At 54.8% G+C, this 19,413-nt stretch carries 19 protein-coding genes; 10 read left to right on the top strand and 9 right to left on the bottom strand.

Going from position 1 to position 19,413, the window contains the following annotated elements; all coding sequences use genetic code 11:
• Positions 1 to 92: 92 nt before the first annotated feature.
• From prs to lolB, 3 genes are all read right to left on the bottom strand, one after another.
• On the bottom strand, positions 93 to 1,040 hold the full coding sequence (gene prs / locus C3708_RS02565; RefSeq protein WP_012017724.1) for a ribose-phosphate diphosphokinase: 948 nt from the start codon (positions 1,038 to 1,040) through the stop codon (positions 93 to 95).
• Positions 1,041 to 1,165: 125 nt separating this feature from the next.
• Positions 1,166 to 2,035: a 4-(cytidine 5'-diphospho)-2-C-methyl-D-erythritol kinase gene (gene ispE, locus C3708_RS02555; protein WP_103949348.1), complete on the bottom strand. Its 870-nt coding sequence runs from the start codon at positions 2,033 to 2,035 to the stop codon at positions 1,166 to 1,168.
• Positions 2,032 to 2,643: a lipoprotein insertase outer membrane protein LolB gene (gene lolB, locus C3708_RS02550; RefSeq protein ID WP_095282279.1), complete on the bottom strand. Its 612-nt coding sequence runs from the start codon at positions 2,641 to 2,643 to the stop codon at positions 2,032 to 2,034. Before lolB ends, ispE begins: the two co-directional genes overlap by 4 nt.
• A gap of 210 nt (positions 2,644 to 2,853) precedes the next feature.
• Between lolB and hemA the strand changes: the two genes are divergently transcribed.
• The 6 genes from hemA to kdsA are packed head-to-tail and all read left to right on the top strand — an operon-like array spanning position 2,854 to position 8,156.
• On the top strand, positions 2,854 to 4,110 hold the full coding sequence (hemA, locus tag C3708_RS02545) for a glutamyl-tRNA reductase (RefSeq protein ID WP_103949347.1): 1,257 nt from the start codon (positions 2,854 to 2,856) through the stop codon (positions 4,108 to 4,110).
• Between the two features lie 41 nt (positions 4,111 to 4,151).
• On the top strand, positions 4,152 to 5,234 hold the full coding sequence (gene prfA / locus C3708_RS02540) for a peptide chain release factor 1 (protein WP_095282277.1): 1,083 nt from the start codon (positions 4,152 to 4,154) through the stop codon (positions 5,232 to 5,234).
• Positions 5,234 to 6,064 (top strand): peptide chain release factor N(5)-glutamine methyltransferase, encoded by an 831-nt coding sequence (gene prmC, locus C3708_RS02535; RefSeq protein WP_103949346.1) that lies wholly within the window; start codon positions 5,234 to 5,236, stop codon positions 6,062 to 6,064. The genes prfA and prmC overlap by 1 nt, the downstream gene beginning before the upstream one ends.
• Entirely contained in the window at positions 6,061 to 6,453 is a 393-nt protein-coding gene (gene sirB2 / locus C3708_RS02530; protein WP_103949345.1) for an invasion regulator SirB2, read from the top strand. Before prmC ends, sirB2 begins: the two co-directional genes overlap by 4 nt.
• A gap of 2 nt (positions 6,454 to 6,455) precedes the next feature.
• A complete protein-coding gene (gene sirB1, locus C3708_RS02525; protein WP_095282274.1) occupies positions 6,456 to 7,265 on the top strand; it encodes an invasion regulator SirB1 in 810 nt (269 codons plus the stop codon).
• 36 nt (positions 7,266 to 7,301) lie between these two features.
• A complete protein-coding gene (gene kdsA / locus C3708_RS02520; RefSeq protein ID WP_095282273.1) occupies positions 7,302 to 8,156 on the top strand; it encodes a 3-deoxy-8-phosphooctulonate synthase in 855 nt (284 codons plus the stop codon).
• 131 nt (positions 8,157 to 8,287) lie between these two features.
• Here kdsA and chaA read toward each other — a convergent pair whose 3' ends face one another.
• Positions 8,288 to 9,388 (bottom strand): sodium-potassium/proton antiporter ChaA, encoded by a 1,101-nt coding sequence (chaA, locus tag C3708_RS02515; RefSeq protein ID WP_103946021.1) that lies wholly within the window; start codon positions 9,386 to 9,388, stop codon positions 8,288 to 8,290.
• Between the two features lie 270 nt (positions 9,389 to 9,658).
• Here chaA and chaB point away from each other — a divergent pair, with 270 nt between their 5' ends.
• Positions 9,659 to 9,889, top strand: coding sequence for a putative cation transport regulator ChaB (gene chaB, locus C3708_RS02510; RefSeq protein ID WP_103949344.1), 231 nt, complete (start codon positions 9,659 to 9,661; stop codon positions 9,887 to 9,889).
• Between the two features lie 178 nt (positions 9,890 to 10,067).
• Entirely contained in the window at positions 10,068 to 10,763 is a 696-nt protein-coding gene (locus tag C3708_RS02505) for a gamma-glutamylcyclotransferase (RefSeq protein ID WP_103949343.1), read from the top strand.
• 104 nt (positions 10,764 to 10,867) lie between these two features.
• Here the strand turns inward: C3708_RS02505 and C3708_RS02500 are convergent, their stop codons facing one another.
• From C3708_RS02500 to C3708_RS02490, 3 genes are all read right to left on the bottom strand, one after another.
• A complete protein-coding gene (locus tag C3708_RS02500) occupies positions 10,868 to 11,110 on the bottom strand; it encodes a DUF1883 domain-containing protein (protein ID WP_100779919.1) in 243 nt (80 codons plus the stop codon).
• A gap of 212 nt (positions 11,111 to 11,322) precedes the next feature.
• Complete coding sequence (locus C3708_RS02495; RefSeq protein ID WP_095282268.1) at positions 11,323 to 13,107, bottom strand: methyl-accepting chemotaxis protein; 1,785 nt, start codon at positions 13,105 to 13,107, stop codon at positions 11,323 to 11,325.
• A gap of 107 nt (positions 13,108 to 13,214) precedes the next feature.
• Positions 13,215 to 13,568: a DsrE/DsrF/TusD sulfur relay family protein gene (locus C3708_RS02490; protein ID WP_103949342.1), complete on the bottom strand. Its 354-nt coding sequence runs from the start codon at positions 13,566 to 13,568 to the stop codon at positions 13,215 to 13,217.
• Between the two features lie 183 nt (positions 13,569 to 13,751).
• Between C3708_RS02490 and C3708_RS02485 the strand changes: the two genes are divergently transcribed.
• Positions 13,752 to 15,158, top strand: a complete 1,407-nt coding sequence (locus C3708_RS02485) for a YchO/YchP family invasin (protein WP_103949341.1) — start codon at positions 13,752 to 13,754, stop codon at positions 15,156 to 15,158.
• A 1-nt stretch (position 15,159) separates the two neighbouring features.
• Here C3708_RS02485 and narL read toward each other — a convergent pair whose 3' ends face one another.
• Positions 15,160 to 15,810, bottom strand: coding sequence for a two-component system response regulator NarL (gene narL / locus C3708_RS02480; RefSeq protein WP_095282265.1), 651 nt, complete (start codon positions 15,808 to 15,810; stop codon positions 15,160 to 15,162).
• Positions 15,803 to 17,599: a nitrate/nitrite two-component system sensor histidine kinase NarX gene (gene narX / locus C3708_RS02475; protein WP_103946018.1), complete on the bottom strand. Its 1,797-nt coding sequence runs from the start codon at positions 17,597 to 17,599 to the stop codon at positions 15,803 to 15,805. The genes narL and narX overlap by 8 nt, the downstream gene beginning before the upstream one ends.
• Positions 17,600 to 17,909: 310 nt before the next feature.
• Here narX and C3708_RS02470 point away from each other — a divergent pair, with 310 nt between their 5' ends.
• On the top strand, positions 17,910 to 19,307 hold the full coding sequence (locus C3708_RS02470; RefSeq protein ID WP_095282263.1) for a NarK family nitrate/nitrite MFS transporter: 1,398 nt from the start codon (positions 17,910 to 17,912) through the stop codon (positions 19,305 to 19,307).
• Positions 19,308 to 19,413 lie beyond the last annotated feature (106 nt).

Raw genomic sequence — 19,413 nt, 5'->3', positions numbered from 1 at the left:
CATGTGAATGGCAGGTGAAGGAGGTATTAATCATACAAATAAAGATAATAAACAAAAAAACCCGCCGCAGCGGGTTTTTGGGCCGTGTTCGATTAGTGTTCGAACATCGCAGAGATGGATTCTTCGTTGCTGATACGACGAATCGCTTCGGCCAGCATACCTGACAGGGTCAGGGTCCGTACGTTTGGCAGCGCTTTGATCTCTTCACTTAATGGAATGGTGTCACAAACGACCACTTCGTCGATGACGGAGTTACGCAGGTTGTTGACCGCATTGCCAGAGAAGATCGGGTGAGTTGCATACGCAAATACACGCTTAGCACCACGTTCTTTCAGTGCTTCAGCGGCTTTGCACAGCGTGCCGCCGGTGTCGATCATGTCATCAACCAGCACACAGTCACGGCCAGCGACGTCACCGATGATGTGCATCACCTGAGAAACGTTAGCGCGCGGACGGCGTTTGTCGATGATAGCCATGTCGGTATCGTTGAGCAGTTTGGCAATCGCACGAGCACGAACCACGCCGCCGATATCTGGAGAAACCACGATTGGGTTGTCCAGATTCAGTTGCAGCATGTCTTCGAGCAGGATTGGGCTGCCGAATACGTTATCAACGGGAACGTCGAAGAAGCCCTGGATCTGCTCAGCGTGCAGGTCAACGGTCAGAACGCGGTCTACGCCTACGCTCGACAGGAAGTCAGCAACGACTTTAGCGGTAATCGGTACACGCGCTGAACGGACACGACGGTCCTGGCGAGCATAGCCGAAGTAAGGAATAACTGCCGTGATACGGCCTGCGGAAGCACGGCGCAGGGCATCGACCATAACAACCAATTCCATCAGGTTGTCGTTAGTTGGAGCACAGGTGGACTGGATGATGAAAATATCACCACCGCGTACATTTTCGTTAATTTGTACGCTGACTTCGCCGTCGCTAAAGCGACCTACAGCGGCGTCGCCGAGGGAAGTGTACAGGCGGTTGGCAATACGTTGTGCTAGTTCCGGGGTGGCGTTACCAGCAAAAAGCTTCATATCAGGCACGAGAAGAACCTCAGGCATGCGTCCAATGGTGGATAACATTCGCCACAAACTGTGCGGGCCAGGCGAACGCTATCCAGGCGGTGTATTAAAGAGCGCGATGCAACGTCTGGAACAGGGTGACGTTGTCACCGAAACTCAGTCTGCGTCAGAATGGTCTGCTGTAGCGGGGAAGTGTTCATCCCTCGCGCCACAAAACCATGCAGCCATTCCGGGGCTTGCTCTAGCACCTGACGTGCGGCGGATTCGGTGTCAAATTCAGCAAAAACACAGGATCCTGTGCCAGTCAGGCGCGACGGGGCGTATTCTAACAGCCAGGAAAGCACCGCATCAACCTCGCGAAAACGTTTTCTTGCGATAACCTCGCAATCGTTGCTGAATTCACATTTTAGTAACGTTTCTATTGACCGTACAGGTGTGTCCCGTTTTAAGGCCGGATCGTTGAAAATAACCGGGGTAGGAATGCTTACGCCAGGGTGAGCAATGAGATACCATTTTTCTGCAGGTTCAGCCGGGGTGAGGATCTCACCGACGCCTTCGGCAAAGGCCGCATGACCCCGAACGAACACCGGGACATCCGCCCCAAGTGTCAGCCCCAGCGCGGCCAGTTCATCAGACGAAAGCCCACAGCCCCACAGATGGTTGAGTGCGACCAGTATGGTTGCCGCATTGGAAGACCCACCACCCAGACCGCCGCCCATCGGCAGACGTTTCTCAACACTGATATCAGCCCCGCTTCCTGGCGGAAGACGATGTGACTCATCAGCCGCCTTAATCAGCAACCGCGCCGCACGTATGATGAGGTTATCTTCATGCGCCACACCTTCGACAGGTGTCAGCAGCTGAATTTGTCCGTCATTGCGTGGAGTGATAGAAATCGTGTCGCCATAATCGACAAACTGAAACAGCGTCTGCAGCAGGTGATAACCGTCAGCGCGTTGCCCGGTGATGTACAAAAACAGGTTCAGCTTTGCCGGAGAGGGCCATTGGGTCATCATTTAACGATCCAGTTATCCATTTTAAGCTTGATACGCTGGCCGCCTTCCGTCAGCTCCATATTAGCCGGCAACGCGGGTTTGCTTGCGCTGTCGTAGCCGCCGTACACCACTTTCCAGGTTTTACCGTTCTGGGTGTAATTCAGTTCGCTCAGGCGATACTGGTCGTCGAGTTTGTAATCAGTGGCATCACCCGGCAGGCCAAGGATCCACTGACGCAGACTGTTAAGCGGAATTGGCATTCCGGTCAGTTTGCCGATCATCTCTTCGGCGTCCGTCGCGGTGTAATGCTGACCTTTATTGTCGGTAATCTGCGCGGTACCCGGCTGAGCGTTCAGCTCAAGTTCAGTGCTGCCAAGCGGGTTCAGGAGCAGCAGGCGATAGCGATCCTGCCCGGTTTGCTGCCAGAAGAAGCGGGCGTAGACTTTTTGCTGATCGGACAGATAAGCAAACGCGCCGCGCGTCTGATATTGACTTAAATTGCGTACTTCTTGCTGGTGCTGACGCCACTGCGGGGAGTCAGGACTTTTGCCGGGGCCCTTGGGCGGAGTAATCGAGCAGGCGGTGAGTACCAGCGCCGCCAGCGGTAACAAGCGAATCAATCGGGCCATAGTCGTGACAAATCCTTGAGATGCGTTGCAGTTATAACCCTTAATGCTAGCGCCGGGCGGTGGCAGCGTCTACGTTCATATTGTCTTAAATCATGAAATTAGCCTGGACGGCCTATTACTCCGAAAGGGGGCGCTCTCTTTTATTGATCTCGCGCATCCTGTATGATGCGACCTGCTAACCTTATTAACGCTGGTACTACTCCCGCTCACATGACCCTTTTAGCACTCGGTATCAACCACAAAACAGCCCCGGTTTCGCTGCGAGAACGCGTAACGTTTTCGCCGGATACGCTCGACCAGGCGCTGGATAGCCTGCTTGCGCAACCGATGGTGCAAGGCGGCGTGGTGCTCTCTACCTGCAACCGTACCGAGCTATACCTGAGCGTTGAAGAACAAGACAATCTGCATGAAGCCCTCATTCGCTGGTTGTGTGAATACCACAATTTGAACGAAGAAGAGCTGCGCAACAGCCTGTACTGGCATCATGATAATGATGCGGTCAGCCATCTTATGCGCGTCGCCAGCGGCCTCGATTCGCTGGTCCTTGGCGAACCTCAGATCCTCGGTCAGGTCAAAAAAGCCTTTGCCGATTCTCAAAAAGGGCATTTAAAAGCCAGCGAACTGGAACGTATGTTCCAGAAATCCTTCTCCGTCGCTAAGCGTGTGCGAACCGAAACCGACATTGGTGCCAGTGCGGTTTCCGTTGCCTTCGCAGCCTGTACCCTTGCGCGTCAAATTTTTGAATCGCTCTCAACCGTTACCGTGCTGCTTGTCGGCGCTGGTGAAACCATTGAGCTGGTGGCGCGTCATCTGCGCGAACATAAGGTCAAGCAGATGATTATTGCCAACCGAACCCGTGAGCGCGCGCAGGTATTGGCAGATGAAGTGGGCGCAGAGGTGATTGCCCTCAGCGACATCGATGAACGCCTGAAAGATGCGGACATTATTATCAGTTCAACCGCCAGCCCACTGCCGATTATTGGCAAAGGGATGGTGGAGCGTGCGCTGAAATCGCGTCGTAATCAGCCCATGCTGCTGGTAGATATTGCCGTTCCGCGCGACGTCGAACCCGAAGTGGGCAAGCTGGCAAACGCCTATTTATACAGCGTTGACGATCTGCAAAGCATCATTTCGCATAACCTCGCCCAGCGTAAAGCGGCGGCGGTGCAGGCAGAAACAATCGTCGAGCAAGAATCCAGCGAATTTATGGCCTGGCTGCGCGCGCAAAGCGCCAGTGAGACGATTCGCGAATACCGTGGTCAGGCGGAACAGGTACGTGACGATCTGACCGCCAAAGCGATGGCAGCCCTTGAACAGGGCGGCGATCCGCAGATTATTATGCAGGACCTGGCGTGGAGATTGACCAACCGGTTAATCCATGCCCCAACCAAATCACTTCAACAGGCTGCCCGTGACGGGGATGATGAACGCCTGAACCTCCTGCGCAACAGCCTCGGGCTGGAATAGCGCCACATACCCATTTTCTATTACAAGGTGCCTTTACGCCTATGAAGCCCTCTATCGTCGCCAAACTGGAAGCTCTGTACGAGCGCCATGAAGAAGTTCAGGCCCTGCTCGGCGATGCCGCGACTATTGCTGACCAGGATCGTTTTCGCGCCCTGTCGCGCGAGTATGCGCAGCTGAGTGACGTTGCGCGTTGTTTTACCGACTGGCGCCAGATTCAGGAAGATATTGAAACTGCGCAGATGATGCTCGACGACCCTGAAATGCGCGAAATGGCGCAGGAAGAGTTGCAGGACGCCAAAGCTCGTGCGGAAGAGATGGAGCAACAGCTCCAGGTTCTGCTGCTGCCGAAAGACCCGGATGATGAGCGCAATGCGTTTGTCGAAGTGCGTGCCGGAACCGGCGGTGACGAAGCCGCCCTGTTTGCGGGCGATCTGTTCCGTATGTACAGCCGCTATGCGGAATCTCGCCGCTGGCGTGTCGAAATCATGAGCGCCAACGAAGGCGAGCACGGTGGCTATAAAGAAGTGATCGCCAAAATTAGCGGCGATGGCGTTTATGGCCGTCTGAAGTTTGAATCCGGCGGTCATCGCGTGCAGCGCGTTCCGGCGACCGAATCGCAGGGACGTATCCACACGTCAGCGTGTACCGTTGCTGTCCTGCCTGAAGTGCCAGAGGCTGAACTGCCGGATATCAACCCAGGCGATCTGCGTATTGATACCTTCCGTTCCTCTGGTGCGGGCGGCCAGCACGTTAACACCACTGATTCCGCGATCCGTATCACCCACTTGCCAACGGGCATTGTGGTGGAGTGTCAGGACGAGCGTTCGCAGCACAAAAACAAAGCTAAAGCCTTGTCGGTTCTGGGCTCGCGCATTCGAGCCGCCGAAATCGCTAAACGTCAGCAGGCCGAAGCCTCAACTCGCCGCAACCTGTTGGGCAGCGGCGATCGCAGCGATCGTAACCGCACCTATAACTTCCCGCAGGGGCGCGTGACCGACCACCGTATCAACCTGACGATTTACCGTCTGGACGAGACGATGGAAGGCAAACTCGATTCCTTGATCGAGCCTATCGTGCAGGAATTCCAGGCCGATCAGCTGGCAGCGCTGGCTGAGCAGGACTAATGGATTTTCAGGCCTGGTTACGCGCCGCCGTGAGCGAGCTTTCTACCAGTGAAAGCCCGCGTCGCGATGCTGAAATCTTGCTGGAACATGTTACCGGCAAAACGCGGACGTTTATTCTGGCGTTCGGCGAGACGCAACTGATCGCCGCGCAAGAACAACAGCTTGCAATGCTGCTGGCCCGTCGTAAAACGGGTGAGCCGGTGGCGCATTTGACCGGCGAGCGGGAGTTCTGGTCGCTGCCGCTGTATGTCTCAGCGGCCACGTTGATCCCGCGTCCGGACACGGAATGTCTGGTGGAACAGGCGCTGGCACGCCTGCCTGATAGCTCCTGTCGCATTCTGGATTTAGGCACCGGCACCGGCGCGATTGCGCTGGCGCTGGCGAGCGAACGCCCGGATTGTGAGGTAACGGCGGTCGACGTGATGCCGGATGCGGTTGAACTGGCACAGCGTAACCTTGAGCGTCTGGATTTTCGCAACGTTCAGATCCTGCAAAGCAGCTGGTTTAGCGCCATTGCAAACCAGTCGTATGACATGATCGTCAGCAATCCGCCGTACATTGATGAGCAAGATCCGCATCTGTCGCAGGGTGATGTACGTTTCGAGCCGCTGACGGCGCTGGTCGCCGCTAACGAAGGTCTTGCTGATATCGAACACATTATTAGCAGCGCACGCGAACATCTGGTGTCCGGCGGCTGGCTGCTGCTGGAGCACGGCTGGACGCAAGGGCAGGCGGTGCGTGCGCTGTTTTGCGCAGCAGGATACGAGAGTGTCGAAACCTGCCGTGACTACGGCGATAACGACCGCCTGACGCTCGGGAAATTGCCATGAGCGCGTTTAGCATCTTGATCACTCTGCATATCGCTGCCGTGGTGCTGACTATCAGCTTTTTTGTAGTGCGTTACTGGTGGCGTTACAGCAATCATCCGCTGAGCAACGCCCGATGGGTGCGTGTTGCGCCGCACTGCATCGACACGATTTTGTTCCTTTCAGGCGCCGGTTTAATGTGGCTGACGGGCTATATGCCCTTTACTGATAAAGGCACATGGCTGACTGAAAAGCTGTTTGGCGTTATCATCTACATCGTTTTGGGTTTTATCGCGCTTGGACGTCGTCGTCCGCGCAGCCAGCAGACCGGATTTATTGCCTTTCTGCTGGGGCTGGTGGTGCTGTACATCATCATTAAACTCGCCACCACAAGAATACCGTTACTGGGGTAAGTATGAGGTCCTTAGCCGATTTCGAATTTAATAAAGTACCGCTTTGCGATGGAATGGTCCTGATCTCAGAGATGATCCGCGACGATTTCACCTCACAGTGGGTCTACGATGAGCTGGAAAATCTGGCAAGTATGGCGCGTGAAGAGATCAGTCAGGCGCGTCCTCAGGACTGGCAGCTGGAGAAGCTTATCGAGCTGTTCTACGGCGAATGGGGCTTTTGCGACACGCGCGGCGTGTATCGTCTCTCCGACGCGCTGTGGCTGGATCAGGTACTGAAAAACCGTCAGGGTAGCGCTGTTGCTCTGGGGGCCGTATTGCTGTGGGTTGCCAACCGGCTGGATATTCCGCTGGTGCCGGTCATTTTCCCGACGCAGATGATTCTGCGCGCGGAGTGGCTGGACGGCGAAATGTGGCTGATCAACCCGTTTAACGGCGACACGCTGGACGAACACACGCTGGATGTCTGGCTGAAGGGCAATATCAGCCCGGTAGCAGAACTGTTTAACGAAGATCTCGATGAAGCGGATAACGCTGAAGTGGTGCGCAAGCTGCTGGATACGCTGAAATCGGCGCTGATGGAAGAGCGGCAGATGGAGCTTGCCCTGCGTGCGAGCGAAGTGCTGCTGCAGTTCAACCCGGAAGATCCGTATGAGATCCGCGACCGTGGCCTTATCTACGCGCAGCTGGAATGTGAGCACGTAGCGCTCAATGATTTGAACTACTTTGTTGAGCAGTGCCCGGAAGATCCGATAAGCGAAATGATCCGTGCGCAGATCAACGCGATCGCGCACAAACAAATTACACTGCATTAATCTTAATTCCGATTCACACCTGAATAAGGCGATCCTATGAAACAAAAAGTGGTTAGCATTGGTGATATCAACGTGGCAAACGACCTGCCGTTCGTGCTGTTTGGTGGCATGAACGTTCTGGAATCCCGCGACCTCGCCATGCGTATCTGCGAACACTACGTGACCGTGACCCAGAAACTGGGCATCCCGTACGTGTTTAAAGCCTCTTTTGACAAAGCCAACCGCTCTTCCATCAACTCTTACCGTGGCCCAGGTCTGGAAGAAGGGATGAAAATTTTCCAGGAGCTGAAACAGACCTTTGGCGTGAAAGTGATCACCGACGTGCATGAAGCGTCACAGGCGCAGCCAGTTGCTGAGGTAGTGGATGTGATTCAGCTTCCGGCCTTCCTGGCGCGTCAGACCGACCTGGTTGAAGCGATGGCGAAGACCGGTGCAGTCATCAACGTGAAGAAACCACAGTTCGTGAGCCCTGGTCAGATGGGTAACATCGTCGATAAATTTATCGAAGGCGGCAACGACCAGATCATTCTGTGTGACCGTGGCGCGAACTTTGGTTACGACAACCTGGTGGTCGACATGCTGGGCTTCAGCGTGATGAAGAAAGTGTCCAATAACTCACCGGTTATCTTTGACGTGACCCACGCCCTGCAGTGCCGTGACCCGTTTGGCGCCGCATCCAGCGGTCGTCGTGGTCAGGTGACTGAACTGGCGCGCGCCGGTATGGCGACAGGTCTGGCCGGTCTGTTCATCGAAGCGCACCCGGATCCAGCCAACGCGAAATGCGACGGTCCATCCGCGCTGCCGCTGGATAAGCTCGAGCCGTTCCTGAAACAGATCAAAGCGATTGACGATCTGGTGAAAAGCTTCGACGAGCTGGATACCAGCAACTAATCGTTGAGCTAATAAAAAACCCGCCGCGGCGGGTTTTTTTATGCCCGGCGCGCGGGTTATACGTTACTGCCGGTCTTGTAGGCCGGGTAAGGCGAAGCCGCCACCCGGCAAAACAGTTCAGACAAAGAACGTCAGGCAAAAATCGTCATCAGATACGCGATAAACAGCGCCAGATGCGCCGCGCCGTTTAGCACGTTGGTGCGTCCGGTCGAGAACGAAATCTGACACAGCAGCAACGACGCCACCATCACAATCATCTCTGGCGCACCCAGCGCAAAGTGCAGGTCATTCCCGGTCATAAAGGCGATCAACGTCACCACCGGTACGGTGAGTGAAATCGTCGCCAGCACGGAACCGAAGAACAGGTTCATTGCGCGCTGCACCTGGTTGCTGAGCACAGCTTTCAGAGCGCCTAAACCTTCTGGTGACAGAATCAGCAAGGCGACCAGGAAGCCGGTAAAGGCCACAGGGGCGTTCAGCTCGGTCAGCAAGGTTTCCAGTGGATTCGCATTCATTTTGGTGACCGCGATTACCGCAATCAGATGTACGATCAGCCAAACCGTATGCCACAGGCTGCTGTGCGCAGAAGGCTTACCGTGGTGCGGGTCATCGTCGTCGCCGTCATCTTCATGCTCGTAGACGAACAGGCTTTGGTGCGTTTTGGTTTGAATCAGCAGGAAAACGCCGTACATGGCGGCGGAAATGAGCGCGACCAGCAGCGCCTGCCCGGTGGTGAAATTGGCGCCCGGCAGTGCCATTGGGAACACCAGTACAATAATTGCCAGCGGGAAGAGGGCGATCAGATACTGTTTAATACCAAACAGGTTCATATACTGAGTGGCGAATTTGCCCCCGCCCAAAAGCAGCGAGAAGCCTACCAGACCGCCGGTCACAATCATAATGATCGAATACAGCGTATCGCGCATCAGCGTCGGTGCGGCATCGCCGGTTGCCATCAATGCGGAAATTAAGCTTACTTCGAGAATAACAACGGAAAGACTTAAAATCAGAGAGCCGTAGGGTTCGCCCAGGCGGTGCGCCAGTACGTCGGCGTGGCGAACAACGCTAAATGCGCTGGATAAAATACCAATAAGAGCAAGAATGTTAATTCCAACGACCACTGGCAGTGACTGGCTACTTCCCCAGAAGAGCAGCACGGCCAGTGCCACAAGCGGGAAAATAAGCGACGTCTCCTTGTGGCGGGTCTTAACCGCCTCATGTGTTGTTGTCATGTGATACTCCGTGAATGCAGGTGATTGTAATTATAGAATGAAATTGCAGGCCATTAAACTAACAGAAAACAGATAATTTCCAGTGATGTTTTACTTAATTTTACGTCACAGTGGCTATTTTTATCAAAGCGCCTGTAAAATCGCTTTTAATCTAAATACACACTAAATAACAGTGGATTAAGTTCATTAATTTCACACAATTGTCATTTTGACTGGCAACGGTAACCCCTATCGACCACACTTACCTTTTTGACTCAAAAGAGGTGAGTGATGCCCTATAAATCAAAAAACGATCTGCCTGACAGCGTCCAGCACGTTCTGCCGTCCCACGCGCAGGAAATCTACAAAGAGGCGTTTAACAGCGCCTGGGAGCAATATAAGGATAAAGAGGACCGTCGCGATGACGCCAGCCGCGAAGAGACCGCCCATCGCGTCGCCTGGGCGGCTGTCAAACACGATTATGAAAAAGGGGAGGATGAGAAATGGCATAAAAAGAAATAGTGCCCTTATGATTAGCCACCTCTGTTTTGACTTTTCCGGCTGTTGAACTTTCGTTGTATTGCAACTGGCCTGTGAATTGCTTATCGTTTATTAACTGCTGTCAAAATGAGCAGAAACGAAAATGCCGGGAAGGCGTAAAAGATGTCGCACGGAAGCATGCAGTGGCGGAGGTGGTAAAGTGTTAACGCGTGATTTCTTAATGAAGGCAGATTGTAAGACGGCATTTGGTGCTATTGAGGAATCGCTTCTCTGGTCGGCTGAACAACGTGCTGCGTCGCTTGCGGCGACGATGGCCTGCCGCCCGGATGAAGGCCCGGTATGGATATTTGGTTATGGTTCGCTGATGTGGAATCCCGCGCTGGAGTATGTGGAATCCGCAACGGGTACGCTTCCTGGCTGGCATCGCGCATTTTGTCTGCGCCTCACTGCCGGTCGCGGTAGCGCCTGTCAGCCTGGCCGGATGCTTGCACTGAAAGAGGGCGGGCGCACCACCGGCGTCGCCTATCGTCTGCCGAACGATACCCTCGAGGACGAGCTGGCGCTGCTGTGGAAGCGTGAAATGATCACCGGCTGCTATTTGCCAAGCTGGTGCAAACTGGAGCTCGACGACGGGCGCACCGTCAATGCGCTGGTCTTTATCATGGACCCGCGCCATCCGCTGTATGAATCCGATACCCGAACGCAGGTCATTGCGCCACTGATTGCCGCAGCCAGCGGGCCGCTGGGAACCAATGCCCAGTATCTGTTCTCACTCGATCAGGAACTGACGCGTTTAGGGATGCAGGATGATTGCCTGAACGAGCTGGTGACGAAGGTCAAAGCCTTGATTGAAGGGGATTCCCGCGAAGCGTCATTGCGCCCGGGTTTTGCCTGATAAAAAAAAGCCGGGTGGCGGCTGCGCCTTACCCGGCCTACAAAAGCCAATCAGATCAACGGTTTTGTAGGCCTGTGCAAACGCAATGCCGCCAGGCAGCTTTTTCAGGCAGCGACGTAGCTGACAGAGTGCTCAAGCGACTGGCTGTGGCTGTCAATCAACACATCCCAGGTGCCAGTGTAAGGCACGGTTAACCACGCATTGTCTTTGTTCTGTACGCTAAGAATATCCGCCTGCGACGACTTCTGCGCTTTCGCACTCATCAGATGAATATGGCAGCGCTCAGAGCAGCGCACGACTACCGTATCCCCGCCAAACAGTTTCAAACTTGTTTTTACCAGTGCCATTTTTTACCCCGTTGTCCCGAAAAACGCGCTCCCTGCGGTTAATCCTGAGCGTGATGTTGTTCACAATTCACTCATGGCATAACACCAAAGGGGAAGGGAGAGGATGCTGATTTTGATCAAAAAATGGCATAACGTTTAAACAAAAATGACAAAATGCCTGAAAGGGTTCAGCTGGCGCGTATTTGAACAGGCCAATACGCGCCACACTAAAATTATATGCGGAAATGCCCCGCCGTTTCAGCAAGGTCGCCCGCCTGGCTTTGCAGAGCGCTCGCCGCAGCGGCGGATTCCACGACCAGTTCGGCGTTTTGCTGCACCATACGGTCAAGATGCGTTACGGCGTGGTTGATCTCGTGAATGCCTTTCATCTGTTCGCTGGTCGCGATGGTGATTTCACGCATGATCCCGGACACGCTGCCGATAGTCGAGCGGATCTCATCCATGCTTTCACCGGCCAGATGTACATACCGCGAACCGGTCGCCACGCTGTCGGCGGTTGAATCGATCAGCGTTTTGATCTCCTTGGCCGCCTGTGCGCTGCGACTTGCCAGACTGCGTACTTCCCCGGCGACTACCGCAAATCCGCGACCTTGCTCACCCGCACGGGCCGCTTCTACCGCTGCGTTCAGCGCCAGGATATTAGTCTGGAAGGCAATTCCGTCAATGACGCTGGTGATATCACCGATTTTAGCCGACGCCACTTCAATGGATTGCATGGTACTGATGGCCTGAGAAACCACTTCACCCCCGCGTGAGGCCGCTGCCGAGGCTTTGCTTGCCTGATCGTTAGCTTCCGCCGCCGATTCGGTGGACTGAGTGACAGAGGCGGTGATCTGCTCCACGGCGCTGGCGGTTTCGCGCAGGCTGGAAGCCGCCTGCTCGGTACGGCCCGACAGATCCTGGTTGCCTGCGGCAATTTCGCGCGCGGCATTTTTGACCGAGGAGCTGGCGTCGCGTAACTGCACCATCACCGTCGAGAGTTTGTCGCTAAAGGCGTTAAAGGCCTGGGCAATTTCTGCCACTTCGTCCTGGCCGTTATCCGGCAGACGCTGCGATAAATCGTTGGTGCCGTTGGCGATGGCGTGCATCGCGTCGCGAATATTCGACAGACGTTTCAGCAGGCGTGCAATGGTGAAGTGGACAATTGCGCCGCTCAGCAGCACCAGAATGATCAGCGACAAAGCAGATGCTTTCAACAAGGAACGCATCCCGGAGGTGGCGTCGTTACTGTCGAGCGCCACGATAAGCAGCCAGTGCGTGCCTGCCACCGGTGTGGCGACAAAGGTTTTCTCCACTCCGCCCAATGTACCGTCGATTTCGTGGCCTTTTTTCAGCTCGTTAATATCAACGCCATTGATCGCTTCTGCAAAGGGTTTGAGCGTCAGCGCCGGATCGTTGGCGGCAATTACCGTACCGTCGCTGTCAATCAGCAGACCACTGCTGGCGGGCGTCGGGTGAATACCACGCACGTTAGCCACCACGCTGTCCATCGCCACATCTCCGGCGACCACTGCTTTCAGTGCACCGTTTTCTTTTACCGGCACAGCAAACGTCACGACCAGCTTACCGGTGCCAGCATCGACATACGGGGCAGTGACCACCGGCGCATCGGCGCTGACTACCTGCTGATACCACGGGCGCACGGTCGGATCGTAATCCGCTGGCACGCCCGCCGGATCGGAGAATTTCGCCGTTTTGCTGGCGTAGCCGACGTAGACGTTGGTGAAACCACCCGCTTGTGCCAGCTGTTTAAATACCGGAACCGGGTCGTCGCTCAGGGCCACAGATTGCGCAGAGGCAATGACCGTTAATTTGCTGTTGACCCAGTCGGCAATGGCGAGATTATGACTGGCGCTGGTACTGGCCAGAATATCGCGTTGCGATTGCTGGTTATCCTGACGTGTGACCTGGAAATTAATGACGGTATTAAGAAGAAGGGCGACGACCAGACAACCTGTCGTCGCGGCGATGATACGGGCACGGATTGACCTTAACATATGCTGAATACCTGCTGAGTTGGCTTAAGGTGCGTATCGGCAACTCGAGCAGGAACTTGATGGTGCAACCGCGTCCATAAGTAAAAAATATGTTTACGGTTTTATTATTAAAAAGCTAATACTTTGTCGGCGGAAAGAGTCCACTGGGCCAGCTCAACCAGAGTACCGATTTCAACCCCCTCGATCAGCGGCAGGGGAGTGATCCCGCGTCCGTCGGTGCAGGTTTTACATAGCTTCACCGGGACGTTCTGCGCGGTGAGGATTTCCAGCATCTGCTGAATATTATACCCCTCGGCGGGTTTTTGTCCTTTCAGCCCGGCGGTGACGGCATCTGACATTAAAAACAGTCGCAGATCCAGTTCGCTATCCTGATCGCGCAGAGCGATGGCAAGACGCAGGCTGTTAAACAGGGATTCACTTCCATAGGCCGCTCCGTTGGCGACGATCACGATTTTTTGCATGTTCACTCCTGTAGATAGCAAGGCGGGAAAAATATCTGTTGCCTATGCTACCGCGCTGGCGAGGAAGAATACAAAGTTGCTTCAGGATATTCCTGAAATTCCCCTTTGGGCTGCAAAAACTTCCAGAACGCGTTAAGGTTACAGCTGTATAGACATGCGATCTGGATCACAGTTACGACCTTAATGATGGCTTTACCTCACCTTCGTTCTCTGTTGTTGCTCCTGCTTATTCCGGCTGGAGCCGTTTGTGCTGCGCCCGGTTCTTTTGAACAGCAGGCGCGAAATCCCTTTGATAACAATGGTGATGGCCTGCCGGACCTCGGTTTAGCCAAACCAACCGGCGAAAGTGAAAAACATCTGGCAGAGATGGTGAAAGCTTTTGGTGAAGCCAGTATGACTGACAACGGTCTGACGACAGGGGAGCAGGCGCGTCAGTTTGCGTTTGGTCAGGTGCGCGACGCCGTCAGCGGGGAAGTCAATCAACAGATTGAATCCTGGCTTTCGCCGTGGGGGAATGCCAGCGTCGATTTGCTGGTGGATGACGACGGGAAATTTACTGGCAGCAGCGGGCGATGGTTCATCCCCTGGCAGGACAACAATCGTTATCTGAGCTGGAGCCAGCTGGGGCTGACGCAGCAAACCGACGGTCTGGTGAGCAACGCCGGAATTGGTCAGCGCTGGGTTGCCGGAAAATGGCTGCTCGGATACAACACCTTTTACGATAATCTGCTGGATGAAAATCTCCAGCGAGCCGGGCTGGGTGCCGAAGCGTGGGGCGAAAATCTGCGTTTGTCGGCAAATTATTATCAGCCGTTTGCCAGCTGGCGCGACAGCTCTGACGTGCAGGAACAGCGGATGGCGCGAGGATACGACGTGACCGCGAAAGCCTGGCTACCCTATTTTCAGCATCTGAATACCAGCGTCAGCTTTGAGCAATATTTTGGCGATAGCGTTGATCTGTTTCGTAGCGGCACTGGGTATCACAACCCAATGGCGGTCAATCTTGGGCTGGATTATACGCCGGTACCGTTGTTGACGTTTTCTGCGGCACACAAGCAGGGGGAAAGCGGCGTCAGCCAGAATAACCTCGGCATGAAACTCAACTACCGTTTTGGCGTCCCGCTGAAAAAGCAGTTGTCATCGGATGAAGTGGCCGCCACGCGCTCCCTGCGCGGGAGCCGCTATGACTCACCGAATCGCGCAAATCTTCCGGTGATGGAGTTCCGCCAGCGCAAAACGCTGTCGGTGTATCTGGCGACGCCGCCGTGGAATTTACATTCGGGTGATACCGTCAATCTGAAACTGCAAATTCGCAGCACGCACGGAGTGAGACAACTTCACTGGCAGGGCGATACGCAGGCGTTAAGTTTGACTTCGCCGCCTGATGCGAAAAGCAGCGAGGGCTGGAGCGTGATTATGCCCGCCTGGGATGCAAGTGAAGGCGCAACGAACCGCTGGCGGCTGTCGGTGGTGGTCGAGGATGAAGACGGGCAGCGTGTCTCTTCCAATGAGATCACGCTCTCTCTGTCGCAGCCGCTGATGGCGGTGCCTGATGACGATCCGAGATGGAAACTGCTGCCGGACGAATGAATTAGAAAATACGCTCCTGGTGAACCCAAACGGCCGCTTCAACGCGAGATTTGAGCTTCATCTTCTTGAGCATGTGTTTGACGTGAACTTTGACCGTGCTTTCGGTGATATCCAGACGACGGGCGATCATTTTGTTCGGCAGTCCCTGGGCAATCAACTTCAGGATATCGCGCTCGCGCGGGGTTAACTGAGTCACATCGCGGTCAGAGGTGGCGCGGTTGGCACGCAGACTGGCGGCGAGTACCGGCGTTAAGGCTTCGCTCAGGACCATTTCACCAGCGGCGGCCTGTTGCAGGGCTTTCAGTAGATCTTCCGGTTCCATATCTTTGAGCAGATACCCGTCTGCGCCGCGTTTCAGCGCGGTGACCACATCTTCTTCATGGTTGGACACGCTAAACACCACGATGCGCCCGGAGAGAGATTTTTCGCGCAGCTTATCCAGCGTTTCCAGGCCGTTCATGCCCGGCATATTGAGATCGAGCAGGATCAAATCAGGATCGAGTGACTCGGCAAGTTCAATACCCTGTTCCCCGTTGCTGGCTTCTCCCACCACGGTAATATCTGCCGCCATGCTGACAAGTTGTTTAACGCCGGTGCGCAGCATCGGATGATCGTCGATTAACAGGATGGTTGCCGCTTCCTGATTAGTCATGGTTTTCTCCTTGGGAAGTGATTAGAGGCTTTTCGGGAATAAAGGTCACTACGACTTCAGTGCCGCCAGACTCTCCCCGGCGAACCTGGCAATCCCCGCGCAGACTTTGCGCGCGGTCTCGCATAATAATTAAACCATAGTGGTTGGTTCGTTCAGCGTTTTCTGGCACGCCGCAGCCGTTATCCTGCACCGTCAGTTTCACCTGGTTATCGTGACAGGTGACGGCCACTGTCACCGCCGTCGCATCGGCGTGTTTGAGCGCATTGCTCAGGGCTTCGCGGGCGATTTGCAACAGATGAATGGCCTGATGAGAGGGGACAAAACGCGGTGGGAGCTGGTAATCCAGCTTCACCGGGAACCCCAGTCGGGCGCTAAATTCCTGACAGCTTGATTCTAATGCCGGGCGCAAACCCGGTTCGGTGAGCTGCAAACGGAAAGTCGTCAGCAGTTCGCGCAGCTGTACCCATGAGGTGTTCAGCTCGTTGCGAATCTGGCTCAACAACTGTTTGCTGGTGGCGGGCAGGGCGTCGTCCTGCATTTGCAGACAGCTGACCTGCATTTTGATACAGGAGAGCGACTGCGCGATTGAGTCATGCAGTTCGCGGGCAATGGTTGCGCGCTCTTCCATGACGATCAGCTGTTGCTGTTTTTCCTGATGACGATCGAGCGCCAGGGTCGCGGTGAGCTGCTCCACCAGGGTGTCGACCAACTGCTGTTGATCGTGACTCAAATGACGACCAGTCGGCAGCGTCGCCAGTAAAATGCCGTACTGGGTGTGGCTGTCCGTCAGGCGCCATTTCAGCGTGGTGCCACTGCTGGCGGCTACAGGCAAGCCGCGCGGACAGAGGTGACAGCCCTTGTCATCACAGGTCATGTCTGACTGACAGGTAAATTCCTGATGATTCTCTTCATCTTCGACGTCGTAAACGCGCAGTTCGATATCGTGCAGCAGCGTCAGATTTTGCAGGCCGTTAAGCACCGGTGAAAGACGCTCGCACAGCGGAACTTGCGAATGCAGGCGGCGGTTGGCCTGCCACAGAAATGAGAGAATCTCGTTCTTTTGCTCCAGACCAGCGGTTTTTTCCTGCACCCGTTTTTCCAGCACCGCGTAGCTTTCGGCGAGTTCTCCGGACATATCATTCAGGGCCTGGCCGAGCATCGCCATTTCATTGCGACCGCTGATATTCGCCCGCTGGGTGAAATCACGCTGGGTCACCGCACGGGCCACGGCCAGCAGTTGTTTCCAGGGGTGCAGCAGGCGGGCGCGGAGCCAGACGATAGTGAAGGCCAGCAGCAGCGCCATAAAAATCGCCATCACCCGATGGACCATCACCACGCGCTCAATGCGCATTTCGGTCGAGGAGTCGAAAGAGGAGACCAGCGTATCGATGCGGGCGACAAAACTGGCGACGTCACCGGCGACTGTGTCGGGGCTATGCGCCTGTTGCAGGCCCGGTTTCAGCCGACTGTGCCAGTAACCCTGTAGCGCATTAAGCTGGTTAGTCTGACCGTCGCGCTGGGCGGCGATTTCCAGTTCAGGGCTGAATGCGGTACGCTCCATCTCATCGAGCAACGGTTTGTCTTCTGCCGTCAGCGGGACAGCTGCCAGCAGGCGATAACTCTGCATGCGCAGGGAACCTGCCTTGTTGATGGCATGGGCGCTACCCTGTACGCCCTGCACCAGCCAACCAGAGATCGCCATGCCGGTCACACCAATCGCGGTGGACAGCATAACAATAAGGGCCAGCTGATTAACCAGCGTCAGCGGGGAGAAGAGTCGTTTTAACATGGGCTTGCCGGGCTCCTGATTTTGCCTGCCTCCAGGAATGGCGCTATTTTCATGCATCCCCTGGAGTATACCCATACCAACAAAGGATTACCCCTAAATTGCCACTGGGGTAATAGTCAGGGGGAGGGGCGCACCTTAAACCGTCAGCACCGTTATAAAACCACACCTTTTTTGCCGAAAAACCCTACTCACTAAGGATGATGGCGATTTTTCGTCCGTCAAACCGTCAACTTTTCCTTTGATTTATATCAACTTACCGCCTGCTTAAAACCCTAATGTTTGCAGCATCTTTCGATAATCAGAGGTGTCTATGAGTCACTCATCCGCCCAGGAAAGGGCTTCCGGTGCTGTTATAACAGAATGGCATCCAGAAGATCCTGAGTTCTGGAAACAGCGTGGCCAGCGTGTTGCAAGTCGTAATTTATGGATTTCTGTTCCGTGTTTGTTGTTGGCATTCTGTGTCTGGATGCTGTTTAGTGCAGTGGCAGTGAACTTGCCGAAAGTGGGCTTTACCTTTACCACCGATCAGCTGTTTATGCTGACGGCATTACCGGCGCTTTCTGGCGCTTTGCTGCGTGTTCCTTACGCATTTATGGTTCCGTTATTTGGCGGTCGTCGCTGGACGGCGTTCAGCACCGGTATCATGATCATCCCTTGCGTGTGGCTGGGTTTTGCAGTGCAGGACACCTCTACGCCATTCAGCGTGTTCGTGACCATCGCATTGCTGTGCGGTTTTGCCGGGGCTAACTTTGCTTCCAGCATGGCGAATATCAGCTTCTTCTTCCCGAAACAAAAACAGGGCGGCGCACTGGGCATCAACGGCGGCCTGGGTAACATGGGCGTGAGCGTAATGCAGTTGATCGCACCGCTGGCCATTTCCATGTCTATCTTCGCGGTGTTTGGCGGAACGGGTGTGGAACAAGCCGATGGTTCTAAACTGTTCCTGGAAAACGCGGCCTGGATTTGGGTTCCGTTCCTGGTGGTATTCACCCTGGCGGCCTGGTTCTTTATGAACGATCTGTCGGCGTCTAAAGCGTCCCTGAGCGAGCAGTTGCCGGTTCTGAAACGTGCGCACTTGTGGATCATGGCGCTGCTGTATCTGGCGACGTTCGGCTCGTTTATCGGTTTCTCTGCCGGGTTCGCGATGCTGTCAAAAACCCAGTTCCCGGAAGTGCAGATTTTGCATTTCGCCTTCTTCGGTCCGTTTATCGGTGCACTGGCACGCTCTACCGGCGGGATGATTTCTGACCGTCTGGGCGGGACCCGCGTGACACTGGTGAACTTCATCATGATGGCCGTTTTCTGTGCGCTGCTGTTCCTGACTCTGCCGACTAACGGCCAGGGCGGTAACTTTATCGCCTTCTTCGCTGTCTTCATGGGCCTGTTCCTGACGGCCGGTCTGGGGAGTGCTTCTACCTTCCAGATGATCTCGGTTATCTTCCGTAAGCTGACCACCGATCGTGTGAAAGCGCAGGGCGGGAGCGAAGAACAAGCAATGCGTGAAGCGGCGACAGATACCGCTGCGGCGCTGGGCTTTATCTCAGCGATTGGCGCTATCGGTGGTTTCTTCATTCCAAAATCATTTGGTATCTCCCTGGAGCTGACCGGCTCCCCGGCAGGTGCCATGAAAGTCTTCCTCGTCTTCTACATCGCCTGCGTATTTATTACGTGGCTGGTGTATGGCCGAAATACTAAGAAAAATAAGTAAGTTTGATTATCCGTTTACGCGGCCTTCGGGCCGCGTTTTTTTATTCTGCATTTAGTTACAACATACTTTTATGTCAGTTGATATTGGCGCAGGGTGAAACACTGTG

The sequence above is a fragment of the Lelliottia sp. 7254-16 genome (assembly GCF_002922995.1).
Taxonomy (GTDB): domain Bacteria; phylum Pseudomonadota; class Gammaproteobacteria; order Enterobacterales; family Enterobacteriaceae; genus Enterobacter; species Enterobacter jeotgali.
This window is presented reverse-complemented; position numbering and strand designations above follow the sequence as displayed.